The following is a 12,220-nucleotide window of genomic DNA, read 5'->3' on the forward strand; positions in this document are numbered from 1 at the left end:
TATTCCTAATCAGTTACGTTCAAGTTCGATGTCGATGCCCAAGGAACGGATTTCCTTGACCAACACATTGAACGACTCAGGCATACCGGCTTCGATCGAGTGCTCGCCCTTGACGATGCTCTCGTAAACCTTGGTACGGCCATTGACGTCATCGGACTTGACCGTCAGCATTTCTTGCAGCACGTAGGAGGCGCCGTACGCTTCCAGGGCCCACACTTCCATTTCACCGAAGCGCTGACCACCGAACTGCGCCTTACCACCCAGCGGCTGCTGCGTGACCAGGGAGTACGGACCGGTGGAGCGGGCGTGCATCTTGTCGTCGACCAAGTGGTGCAGCTTCAGGAAGTGCATGTAACCCACGGTCACCGGACGCTCGAAGGCATCACCGGTGCGGCCGTCGTACAAGGTGGCTTGCGTGCGCGTCGGCGTCAGGCCCTTGGCCTTGGCGATGTCGGCGGGGTAAGCCAGTTGCAGCATGGCGCGGATTTCCGAGTCCTTGGCACCGTCGAACACCGGGGTGGCGAAGGTGACACCCTTGGACAGGTTGCCGGCCATCTCGACGACTTCGTCGTCGCTCAGGCTGTCCACGTCGACCGGCTTGCCGCCCGACTGGTTGTACAGCTCGTCCATGAACTTGCGCAGTTCGGCCACGGCGGCCTCACGTTGCAGCATGTCACCGATGCGCTGGCCAATGCCCTTGGCAGCCCAACCCAGGTGGACTTCCAGAATCTGACCCACGTTCATCCGCGAGGGCACGCCCAGCGGGTTCAGCACGATGTCAGCAGGCGTACCGTCGGCCAGGTGAGGCATGTCTTCGATCGGAACGATCTTGGAGACCACACCCTTGTTACCGTGACGGCCGGCCATCTTGTCGCCAGGCTGCAGACGACGCTTGACGGCCAGGTGAACCTTGACCATCTTGAGCACGCCAGCGGGCAGCTCGTCGCCTTGCGTCAACTTCTTGCGCTTTTCTTCGAAAGCCAGGTCGAAGCTGTGGCGGGTCTGCTCCAGCGAGTTCTTGATGGATTCGAGCTGGTTGGCCAGTTCGCCGTCTTCAGGACGGATGTCGAACCAGTGGAACTTCTCGACCGATGCCAGATAGGCCTCGTCAATGCTCGAACCCTTGGACAGCTTGTTCGGGCCACCGTTGGCGACCTTGCCGATCAGCAACTTCTTGATCCGGTCGAACGCGTCGGCTTCGACGATGCGCAGCTGGTCGTTCAGGTCCAGGCGGAAGCGCTTGAGTTCATCGTCGATGATCTGCTGAGCACGCTTGTCACGCTGGATGCCTTCACGGGTGAAGACCTGCACGTCGATCACGGTCCCCATGGTGCCCTGGTCCACACGCAGCGAGGTGTCCTTCACGTCGGACGCCTTCTCGCCGAAGATGGCGCGCAGCAGCTTCTCTTCCGGCGTCAGGGTGGTTTCACCCTTGGGGGTCACCTTGCCGACCAGCACGTCGCCGGGGCCGACTTCGGCGCCGACGTAGACGATGCCGGATTCATCCAGACGAGCCAGCTGGTTCTCAGACAGGTTCGGGATGTCGCGGGTGATTTCTTCGGAGCCCAGCTTGGTGTCGCGTGCCATGACCACCAGTTCCTCGATGTGGATCGAGGTGTAGCGGTCTTCGGCGACCACGCGCTCGGAGATCATGATCGAGTCTTCGAAGTTGTAGCCGTTCCAGGGCATGAAGGCGATCAGCATGTTCTGACCCAGAGCAAGTTCGCCCAGGTCGGTCGATGCGCCGTCGGCCACCACGTCACCCTTGCCCACCACGTCGCCGCGCTTGACGATGGCACGCTGGTGGATGTTGGTGTTCTGGTTGGAACGCTGGTACTTGATCAGGTTGTAGATGTCGACGCCCACTTCACCGGCGACGGTTTCCGCGTCATTGACACGGATCACCACACGGTTGGTGTCGACGTAGTCCACGATGCCGCCACGCTTGGCCACCACGACGGTGCCCGAGTCGACCGCCGCGACGCGTTCGATGCCAGTGCCGACCATGGCCTTTTCAGGACGCAGCACGGGCACAGCCTGACGCTGCATGTTGGCGCCCATCAACGCGCGGTTCGCATCGTCGTGCTCCAGGAAGGGCACGAGCGAGGCCGCCACCGACACGATCTGGGTCGGCGCCACGTCCATGTACTGGATGCGCTCTGGCGAGGTCAGCACGGATTCACCGTTCTCACGGGCCGACACCAACTCGTCGATCAAACGGCCTTCGGCGTCGAGCGAGGCGTTGGCCTGCGCGATCACGTACTTGCCTTCTTCGATGGCCGACAGGTAGTCGATCTGCATCGTGGTCTTGCTGTCCACCACGCGACGGTAAGGCGTCTCGAGGAAGCCGTAGTCGTTCAGGCGGGCGTACAGAGCCAGCGAGTTGATCAGACCGATGTTCGGACCTTCAGGCGTTTCGATCGGGCACACGCGGCCGTAGTGGGTCGGGTGCACGTCGCGCACTTCGAAGCCCGCACGTTCGCGGGTCAGACCACCCGGGCCCAGAGCGGAGACACGACGCTTGTGCGTGATTTCCGACAGGGGGTTGGTCTGGTCCATGAACTGCGACAGCTGCGACGCACCGAAGAACTCCTTCAAGGCCGCAGAGATCGGCTTGGAGTTGATCAGGTCGTGCGGCATCAGGGCTTCGGTCTCGGCCTGGCCCAGACGTTCCTTCACAGCCTTCTCGATACGAGCCAGACCGGAACGGTATTGGTTTTCAGCCAATTCGCCCACGCAACGCACGCGGCGGTTGCCCAGGTGGTCGATGTCATCGACTTCGCCACGGCCATTGCGCAGCTCAACCAGGATCTTTACGACAGCCAGGATGTCCGCATTGGACAGGACCATCGAACCGGTGCTTTCGTCGCGGCCCACGCGGGCGTTGAACTTCATGCGGCCCACGCGCGACAGGTCGTACGTGTCTTCCGAGTAGAACAGGCGCTGGAACAGGGCCTGCACGGCGTCTTCGGTCGGCGGCTCGCCAGGGCGCATCATGCGGTAGATGGCCACGCGGGCGGCCAGCTCGTCGGCCGTTTCATCGGTGGCCAGCGTTTGCGAGATGTAGGCGCCTTGGTCCAGCTCGTTCGTGAACAGGACGTCGATGTCGAGGATGCCGGCCGTGCGCAGCTTCTTGAGCAGGGCTTCGGTCAGCTCTTCGTTGGCCTTGGCGATCAGCTCGCCCGTGTCGGGGTCGATCTGGTTCTTGGCCAGCACGCGACCCAGCAGGAAGTCTTCGGGCACGCTCAGGTGCGTGGTGCCGGACTGTTCGAGCTGACGGGTGTGACGTGCGGTGATGCGCTTGTCTTTTTCGACGACGACAGCACCGGACTTGTCGATGATGTCGAAACGGGCCACTTCACCCTTGAAACGCTCGGGCACGAAGGCCAGCAGCGCGCCGGAGTCCATGAGCTTGACGTGATCGAACTGGAAGAAGGTTTCCAGGATCTGCTCGTTGTTCAGGCCGATGGCCTTCAGCAGGGTCGTGACCGGCATCTTGCGGCGACGGTCCACGCGGAAGTACAGCAGGTCCTTCGGGTCGAATTCGAAATCGAGCCAGGAGCCACGGTAAGGGATGATGCGGGCGCTGAACAGCAGCTTGCCCGACGAGTGGGTCTTGCCCTTGTCGTGCTCGAAGAACACGCCCGGCGAACGGTGCAGCTGCGACACGATGACGCGCTCGGTACCGTTGATGATGAAAGAGCCGTAGTCGGTCATCAGGGGCACTTCGCCCATGTAGACCTCTTGCTCTTTCACTTCCTTGACCACCTTGGACTGGGACGTCGAGGTCTCACGGTCATAGATGATCATCTGCAGGCGCGCGCGCACGGCCGATGCAAAGGTCAAACCCCGCAGCTGGCACTCGCGCTCATCGAACGCCGGTTTGGCGATGTTGAATTCGATGAACTTCATCTCGACGAAGCCATTGTGCGAAACAATGGGGAACGCCGAGAGGAAAGCGGCTTGCAGGCCTTCGGGTTTGCGTTGTTGGGGCGGCACATCCTTTTGCAGGAATGCGACGTACGAATCCTTCTGCATCGTCAGCAGATAAGGCACGTTCAATACGCTGCCGCGCTTGCCAAAGCTCTTGCGAATCCGCTTGCGCTCGGTGTAGCTGTAGGGGGTTGCTTGCGCCATAAACTCTCCGTTTCGGGCACCAAAAGGGGTGTCCCGCTTCGAATTCAAGCTGTCTCCCGGCCAAGGAAACAGCCCGTTGTTCGGCGACTGGCCATTCGGGCCGCTTTTGTGGAAAGTCGGCTCCGAGGCTTGGTGGTTGGCCACTACCAACCGCTGGCTGACAACCCCAACGCCATGGTGGATGGCGCTTGGGCTCGACCAAACCGGTTCTCCGCAGTCGGTTCAGAGAACACTCGAGAAACCCGTCAGTGTAACACTGAGGGGTTTCTCGGCTGCTCTCGAGGATTTGACTCCTCAGACACCAAAAGGCTGCCCTCCTGACGGAGAGCAGCCTCTGATCCAGAGACCCGCTTGACGCGGGCCACGGGATTACTTGAGTTCGGCGGTAGCGCCAGCTTCAACCAGCTTCTTGACAGCGGCTTCAGCGTCAGCCTTGGCAACGCCTTCCTTGACGTTCTTGGGAGCGCCGTCAACCAGGTCCTTGGCTTCCTTCAGACCCAGGCCGGTCAGTTCGCGCACGGCCTTGATGACGCCGACCTTGTTGGCGCCAGCGCCGGTCAGGACCACGTTGAACTCGGTCTTCTCTTCAGCGGCAGCAGCGCCACCGGCAGCGCCGCCAGCAGCGGGAGCAGCCATGGCGGCAGCGGACACGCCGAACTTCTCTTCGATGGCCTTGACCAGCTCGTTGAGTTCCATCACGGACATGCTGTCCAGGGCGGTCAGGAATGCGTCTTTATCGAATGCCATTTTGGGTTCCTAAAAATCGGTTAGATGTTAAATACGGTACGAAGCGGTCGCTCAAGCAGCCGGGGCTGCTTCTTCGGCGGCGGCAGGAGCCTCGGCAGCAGCAGGAGCGGCGTCGCCACCCTTTTGCTCGCCGATGGCAGCCAGAACGCGGGCCAGGCCCGAGATTGGCGACTGCAGCAGACCACAGATCTGAGCCAGCAGGACTTCCTTGCTGGGGATCGAGGCCAGGGACTTGACGCCATTGGCGTCCAGAGCCTTGCCGGCGTAAGCGCCAGCCTTGATGACCAGCTTGTCATTGCCCTTGGCAAAGTCAGCGATCACCTTGGCAGCTGCCACGGCATCTTCAGAGAAGCCGTAGATCAGCGGGCCGGTCATGGACTCGGCAGCGACTTCGAACGGGGTGCCAGCAACAGCGCGACGGGCCAGGGTGTTCTTCAGAACATGAAGATACACGCCTTGTGCACGGGCGTTCTTGCGCAGCTGATCCAGTTGAGCCACCGTGAGACCGCGGTACTCAGCCAGTGCAAGCGTCTGCGACTTGCCCGCTTGGGCAGCCACTTCCGCAATGACGGCTTCTTTCTCGTTGCGATTGAGACTCAAGGTCTACTCCTTCAAACATGCCTTCTGGCAACGCTCCACAGGGAACGCGCCTTGGGGCACACCCAGTTTCAGCGACCTTCTGTCTCGGAACCCAGACCACCCAGGGGCGGCCAGGAAACCTTCAACAGCGGGTACGCCATCTGCGTAGGCTGTGCATTAAGCCGCGACACACCTGAAACAAGCGTGCGCCGCAGCGCCTACGGTCTTTGATAGCCCGATGCACCATGGCATGCCACGATGCATCGACCCACCAATGTGGTACGGACCCTCACGCCAGACTCGCGCGAATCCGGTCACGCCCCAAGGGGCATGACAATGTCTTGCGACAATCAGCCCGTGATGCTGTTCACATCGACGCGCACGCCCACACCCATGGTGGACGAGACAGCGACCTTGCGCAGGTACACGCCCTTGCTGGAAGCAGGCTTCAGCTTGGTCAGGGCTTCGAGCAGCGCAGCCAGGTTGCCCTTGAGCTTGTCGTCGTCGAACGAGCGACGGCCGATGGTGCCGTGGACGATACCGGCCTTGTCAACGCGGAACTGGACTTGGCCAGCCTTGGCGTTCTTGACGGCGGTGGCGACGTCCGGGGTCACGGTGCCAACCTTGGGGTTAGGCATCAGGCCACGGGGGCCCAGGATGGTACCCAGGGTACCGACGATGCGCATCGTGTCCGGCGAGGCAATGACCACGTCGAAGTTGATGTTGCCAGCCTTGATCTGTTCGGCCAGGTCTTCCATGCCGACGATGTCAGCACCGGCAGCCTTGGCTTCTTCAGCCTTGGCACCTTGGGCGAACACGGCCACGCGCTTGGTCTTGCCGGTGCCGTTGGGCATCACGACAGCGCCACGCACCACCTGGTCGGACTTCTTCGCGTCCACGCCCAGTTGCACGGCCACGTCGATGGACTCATCGAACTTGGCGACAGCAGCTTGCTTGATCAGGTTCAGGGCTTCTTCGAAGGCGTACAGCTTGGTGGTTTCCACCTTGCCTGCGAATGCTTTTTGGCGTTTGGTCAGCTTGGCCATGATCACACACCCTCCACGATGATGCCCATCGAACGGGCCGAACCGGCGATCGTGCGGACAGCGGCGTCCAGATCGGCAGCGGTCAGGTCCTTCTGCTTGGTCTTGGCGATTTCTTCCAGCTGCTCACGGGTCAGCTTGCCCACCTTGTCAGACTGAGGACGGGGCGAGCCCTTCTCGATCTTGGCGGCCTTCTTCAGCAGGACGGTCGCGGGCGGCGTCTTGATGATGAAGGTGAAGGACTTGTCAGCGAACGCCGTGATGACCACGGGCAGCTTCAGACCGGGCTCGACACCTTGGGTCTGGGCGTTGAACGCCTTGCAGAACTCCATGATGTTCAGGCCGCGCTGACCCAGCGCGGGACCGACCGGAGGCGAAGGGTTCGCCTTGCCAGCCGGGATTTGCAGCTTGATGAAGCCGATAATCTTCTTGGCCATAACTTTCTCCTAGAACCGTCCGACGGCCACGTCGATCCGGTTGAGTCAAACGCCAGGCTTGTTCAGCATGAACTTCCTGGCTCCTCTTGACGCGGTCTCGTTCGCGCCTGACACGGGACATGTTCAAGCGGCGCAAGACTTGCGTCTTGGCGCCGCTCACGCTCATGTCCGAGCGGAATTTGGCATTATCGCCTGAACAGACCCGATCAGGCAAGCACCTGACCTGACGCCTGACCAGGGATCAAATCTTCTCGATCTGACCGAAGTCCAGTTCGACCGGGGTGGCGCGACCGAAAATGGTGACGGACACGCGCAGCTTGGACTTGTCGTAGTTGACTTCTTCGATGGAGCCGTTGAAGTCGGTGAAGGGGCCTTCCTTGACGCGGACCACTTCGCCCACTTCCCACTCGACCTTGGGACGCGGCTTCTCGATGCCTTCCTTCATCTGGTTGACGATCTTCATGACCTCGTCTTCCGAGATGGGGGAGGGACGGTTCTTGGCACCGCCCACGAAACCGGTGACCTTGGACGTGTTCTTGACCAGGTGCCAGGTGTCGTCGCTCATGACCATTTCGACCAGCACATAGCCGGGGAAGAAACGGCGCTCGGTCACGGACTTCTTGCCGTTCTTGACTTCGACGACTTCTTCGGTGGGCACGAGAATGCGGCCGAACTGGTCCTGCATGCCGGCGCGGTCGATGCGCTCGCGCAGGTTGCGTTCTACGGCCTTCTCCATGCCGGAGTAGGCGTGCACCACATACCAGCGCAACGGGGCGGTGGTGGCGGGGGCGGTCTGGACGTCGCTCATGGGTTCAGCCTTGTTGTGTGTATGCCAGGGATCAGTGCTTCCAGCCCAGAATCAGGCTGTAGAGCACCCACTCCAGGGTCTTGTCGGTCAACCACAGGAACAGGGCCATGACCACGACAAAGGCAAAGACGTACAAGGTCATCTGCGTGGCTTCGGGGCGGGTCGGCCACACCACCTTGCGCAGTTCCTTGAGCGCGTCTTGACCGAAGGCCACGAGCTCCTTGCCTTGCGCCGAGGTGAAAAACACCCCCACGCCTGCAGCGATCAGGACCAGCAGCGCCACAACGCGCAGCCACAGGCTCTGCTGACCCAGCAGATAGAAGGTGGCCACACCACCCACGACCAGAAGACCGGCCGCAGCCAGTTTGGCCTTGTCGGCGCCCGTCGTGACGGTTTCGATTTGCGTACTGGACATGAACGTGATGATTGAGGCGGCAAAGCCCGCGGACCCTTTCAGGTCTGCGGGCTGCTGCGAAACAGCGTCAGTCTCAAGATTCGGCTTGGTTGGCAGGGGCAGTAGGAATCGAACCTACAACCTTCGGTTTTGGAGACCGACGCTCTGCCAATTGAGCTATACCCCTATTGGCCAAATCCGAATCAGAGAACGATTAGTCGATGATCTTGGCAACCACGCCGGCGCCGACAGTACGGCCGCCTTCGCGGATAGCAAAACGCAGACCTTCTTCCATGGCGATCGGGGCGATCAGCTTGACGGTGATCGACACGTTGTCACCAGGCATGACCATTTCCTTGTCGGCCGGCAGCTCGATGGAACCGGTCACGTCAGTTGTACGGAAGTAGAACTGAGGGCGGTAGTTGTTGAAGAAAGGCGTGTGACGGCCACCTTCGTCCTTGGACAGGACGTAGATTTCGCCGGTGAAGTGCGTGTGGGGCTTGATGGAGCCGGGCTTGCACAGCACTTGGCCGCGTTCGACGTCTTCACGCTTGGTGCCGCGCAGCAGGATGCCGACGTTGTCGCCAGCTTGACCTTGGTCCAGCAGCTTGCGGAACATTTCCACGCCCGTGCAGGTGGTCTTCTGGGTGGCCTTGATGCCGACGATTTCGATTTCTTCGCCGACCTTGATGATGCCGCGCTCGATACGGCCGGTCACCACGGTGCCACGACCCGAGATCGAGAACACGTCTTCCACAGGCATCAGGAACGTGCCGTCGATGGCGCGCTCAGGCGTGGGGATGTAGGTGTCCAGCGCGTCAGCCAGCTTCATGATGGCTTGCTCGCCCAGGGGACCCGTGTCGCCTTCCAGCGCCAGCTTGGCCGAACCTTGGATGATCGGGGTGTCGTCGCCAGGGAAGTCGTACTTGGACAGCAGCTCGCGCACTTCCATTTCGACCAGTTCCAGCAGTTCGGCGTCGTCCACCATGTCAGCCTTGTTCAGGAAGACGATGATGTAAGGCACGCCCACCTGGCGGGACAGCAGGATGTGTTCACGGGTCTGGGGCATCGGGCCGTCAGCGGCCGAGCACACCAGGATCGCGCCGTCCATCTGGGCGGCACCGGTGATCATGTTCTTGACGTAGTCGGCGTGGCCGGGGCAGTCAACGTGAGCGTAGTGGCGGTTGGCCGTTTCGTACTCGACGTGGGCGGTGTTGATGGTGATGCCGCGGGCCTTTTCTTCAGGCGCAGCGTCGATCATGTCGTAGCCCTTGGCTTCGCCGCCGAACTTCTTGGACAGAACGGTGGTGATTGCAGCCGTCAGCGTGGTCTTGCCGTGGTCAACGTGACCGATGGTGCCGACGTTGACGTGCGGCTTGGTCCGCTCAAACTTACCTTTTGCCATGATTCTCGCCCCTAGCGATTCTGAAGTGAGTCGAAAGAAAGAAGATGGGAGGTGTGGTGCCCATGGGCAGGATCGAACTGCCGACCTCCCCCTTACCAAGGGGGTGCTCTACCACTGAGCCACATGGGCATCGACACAGGTCTGGACTTGGGATGAAACCCAAACCTGTGTCGACTTGACACTGCGACCTCCGTATCAACGAAGACCGCGACTTTACCACGCCTAAATTGACAGAACCGTGACCTTGGAGCGGGAGACGGGAATCGAACCCGCGTCATTAGCTTGGAAGGCTAAGGTTCTACCATTGAACTACTCCCGCTCGGGAGTGATTCTCAAATTAGGTTTCCCTGGTGGAGGAGGCTGGATTCGAACCAGCGTAGGCGTAAGCCAACAGATTTACAGTCTGCCCCCTTTAGCCACTCGGGCACCCCTCCAGGGAAGACCGCAACTATAGCAGAGCTTTTTTGCGACTCGCAAGCCCTGCGGGAATTATTTTGGGGCGCCCCGCCCTGCCTGGGTCAGAACTTGTTGGAAAAAACCGACGTAGCGGGCGCTGAGCTGGGCCCATTGGCGGCGCCCCGCCAGGTGTCGCGCCTGGGCCGCCCAGGTGGGCAGGCGATCGGGGTCGGTGAGCAGCTCTTGCACCCGGGCGACCAGCGTGGCGCCATCGTCGGCCGCGTAGGTGTCGCCGTTGCCGGAGACCACCAGATCGGCCTGACCGCTTGGCTGCGCCACCAGCAGCGGCCGCCCGGCGGCCAAGGCCAGGTCTCGCGCCGCTTGGGGAGAGGTCGGGCCGGGCTCGGCCCCGTCCAAGCCCCACGGCAGGTCGCGTTCGGGCAGCACCAGGACGTGGTGGGCAGCGATGAGGGCGGGCAGGTCCTGGGGGTCCGGATCGAGTTGCCAGGTGATGCGCTCACCCAGCGCACGCACGCGGGGATCGGCTTGCAGGCGTGTGAGGGGGTCGTGGCGCGGGGGCTCGAAACAGGAGGCGGCGGTGGCACCCGCCAGGGTGAGCTGCCACGCGGGTAGCTCGTCAGCGGCTTGTGCTTGCAGCTGGCTCAGGGCCCCCACAAGGTCTTGCAACGGGCGCACCGCTTGATCAGGGCCGCTCAGGCAGAGGAGCTTGAGCGGGCCGGGTGGCAGTGGCGGGCAGGCGCCGTCAGGCAGGCCCGGGGGCAGCACGGTGATGCGCTCGCGGGGCAGGCGCAAACGGCGGGCCGTACGCGCGGCGCTGTCGTCACTCGCACACAGCACACCGGCGAGGCGGCGCGCCAGGCGACGGTCGCTGTGGCGAGTGAAGGGCGAAGCGAACCAGGCGCTGGCCTGACGGGACAGGCGGGGCAGCCAGGGCGCGTGGTACAGGCCCGCAAACGGGGCGTGGAGGGGCTCGCCCAGCAGGCTGGGGGATGCGTGGAGGGTGGCGGTGAGCGCCGGCCCGTTCGGCAGGCGCGCCAGGGCCTGCATGACCCAGTACACGGTGCGCTGGCCGGGCGCGAGTTCGGCGTGCACGACGTCGACCCCACGCCAGTCGCGCTCGGCCACCCATGCGCGGGCGGCCTCCAGGCTCTCCAGCGGGCGCTGGCCGACGAGCGGCGTGAGGACGTCGATGCCACCGAGGTTGAGGGCACGACGGAGCTGTGCGGCATGGTGCGCCAAGCGAGAGGAATCAGGCGGCAGGGGAGACAGCAGCGCCAGGCGCATGGACAACAACCTCGAGGAAAGCAAACAGCACGGGAGGCCGCATTGTCCACGAGGTCAGGCGTGTCGGCGTCCCCCCGATGCGGGTCAGGTCAGGGCCCAGTCCAGGGTCTGGCCCTGGGCGTGCCAGAAGGCCTGGGCCTGTCCGAAGTGGCCGCAGCCGATGAAGGGCACCGGCCCCCGGGTGGCGGAGAGCGGTGAGGGATGGTTGGACTGCAGGATGAGGGGAGCCACCCCACCCTCGTGGTGTAGCGTGGCCGCCTCAATCAAGGCGCGCTTGCGCTGGGCGTGCGCGCCCCAGAGCAGGAAGACGCAGGGGTGGGCGTCGGCCGCCACGGCGGCGATCAGGGCATCGGTGAGGGCCTCCCAACCCCAGTCGGCATGGCTGGCGGCCTGTGCGGCCTCGACCGTGAGGACGGTGTTGAGCAGGAGCACGCCGCGTTCGGCCCAGTCTTGCAGGCTGCCGTGAACGGGTGGGGCCAGGCCGAGGTCGCGCGCGAGCTCCTTGCGGATGTTGCGCAGGCTGGGGGGAATGACCTGACCGGGGCGCACCGAAAAGGCCAGGCCCTGGGCCTGCCCCGGGCCGTGGTACGGGTCCTGCCCCAGGATGACGACCTTGACCTGGTCGCGCCGGGTGTGACGCAGGGCCGCGAACACGTCGGCGGGGTAGACGGTGGCGCCTTGGCGGCAGGCCGTATCGACGCGGGCGATCAGCGCCTGGCCGAGGGGGCTGGCACGAAAGGCGTCGGTGACCTCACGCCAGTCGGGCGGCACGGCATCGAAGAGGTGGGACAGGGGCTGCGCCAAGCCGGCCGCCACAGGGGCTGCTGACGAGGCCGTCGGCATCGGCCCCGGCACGGGCCCGGTCAACGACGAGGGCGCCGGGTCCGGGACAAACAGACCGATCTGGCCAAGCTGGTCCGCCGGTGGGGCGTGGTCGGCCAGGGTGCGTGGTGGTCGAGCGGGCACGCC

10 protein-coding genes and 4 tRNA genes are annotated in these 12,220 nt (G+C 63.0%); all 14 read right to left on the bottom strand.

Going from position 1 to position 12,220, the window contains the following annotated elements; translation table 11 throughout:
• Positions 1-9: 9 nt before the first annotated feature.
• The gene (gene rpoB / locus AC3WW4_RS00510) at positions 10-4,137 is read right to left on the bottom strand and encodes a DNA-directed RNA polymerase subunit beta (RefSeq protein WP_488826389.1); all 4,128 of its coding nucleotides are present in this window, start codon (positions 4,135-4,137) and stop codon (positions 10-12) included.
• A gap of 369 nt (positions 4,138-4,506) precedes the next feature.
• Positions 4,507-4,884: a 50S ribosomal protein L7/L12 gene (rplL, locus tag AC3WW4_RS00515; protein ID WP_306566563.1), complete on the bottom strand. Its 378-nt coding sequence runs from the start codon at positions 4,882-4,884 to the stop codon at positions 4,507-4,509.
• Between the two features lie 51 nt (positions 4,885-4,935).
• A complete protein-coding gene (gene rplJ, locus AC3WW4_RS00520; protein ID WP_488826390.1) occupies positions 4,936-5,484 on the bottom strand; it encodes a 50S ribosomal protein L10 in 549 nt (182 codons plus the stop codon).
• Positions 5,485-5,813: 329 nt separating this feature from the next.
• Positions 5,814-6,509: a 50S ribosomal protein L1 gene (rplA, locus tag AC3WW4_RS00525; RefSeq protein WP_488826391.1), complete on the bottom strand. Its 696-nt coding sequence runs from the start codon at positions 6,507-6,509 to the stop codon at positions 5,814-5,816.
• Positions 6,510-6,511: 2 nt separating this feature from the next.
• On the bottom strand, positions 6,512-6,943 hold the full coding sequence (gene rplK, locus AC3WW4_RS00530) for a 50S ribosomal protein L11 (RefSeq protein WP_290731334.1): 432 nt from the start codon (positions 6,941-6,943) through the stop codon (positions 6,512-6,514).
• 241 nt (positions 6,944-7,184) lie between these two features.
• Positions 7,185-7,751, bottom strand: coding sequence for a transcription termination/antitermination protein NusG (gene nusG, locus AC3WW4_RS00535; RefSeq protein ID WP_306566567.1), 567 nt, complete (start codon positions 7,749-7,751; stop codon positions 7,185-7,187).
• A gap of 31 nt (positions 7,752-7,782) precedes the next feature.
• The gene (secE, locus tag AC3WW4_RS00540) at positions 7,783-8,166 is read right to left on the bottom strand and encodes a preprotein translocase subunit SecE (RefSeq protein ID WP_488826392.1); all 384 of its coding nucleotides are present in this window, start codon (positions 8,164-8,166) and stop codon (positions 7,783-7,785) included.
• A 90-nt stretch (positions 8,167-8,256) separates the two neighbouring features.
• Positions 8,257-8,332 (bottom strand) — tRNA-Trp (locus AC3WW4_RS00545).
• A 27-nt stretch (positions 8,333-8,359) separates the two neighbouring features.
• A complete protein-coding gene (gene tuf / locus AC3WW4_RS00550; protein ID WP_488826393.1) occupies positions 8,360-9,550 on the bottom strand; it encodes an elongation factor Tu in 1,191 nt (396 codons plus the stop codon).
• A 54-nt stretch (positions 9,551-9,604) separates the two neighbouring features.
• Positions 9,605-9,679: transfer RNA gene (locus AC3WW4_RS00555), tRNA-Thr, on the bottom strand.
• Between the two features lie 116 nt (positions 9,680-9,795).
• Positions 9,796-9,869 (bottom strand) — tRNA-Gly (locus AC3WW4_RS00560).
• 29 nt (positions 9,870-9,898) lie between these two features.
• Positions 9,899-9,984 (bottom strand) — tRNA-Tyr (locus AC3WW4_RS00565).
• A 55-nt stretch (positions 9,985-10,039) separates the two neighbouring features.
• A complete protein-coding gene (locus AC3WW4_RS00570; protein WP_488826394.1) occupies positions 10,040-11,251 on the bottom strand; it encodes a glycosyltransferase in 1,212 nt (403 codons plus the stop codon).
• Between the two features lie 84 nt (positions 11,252-11,335).
• Entirely contained in the window at positions 11,336-12,094 is a 759-nt protein-coding gene (locus tag AC3WW4_RS00575) for a uracil-DNA glycosylase (RefSeq protein WP_488829669.1), read from the bottom strand.
• Positions 12,095-12,220: the final 126 nt, after the last annotated feature.

The organism is Aquabacterium sp. TM01 (genome assembly GCF_057808345.1).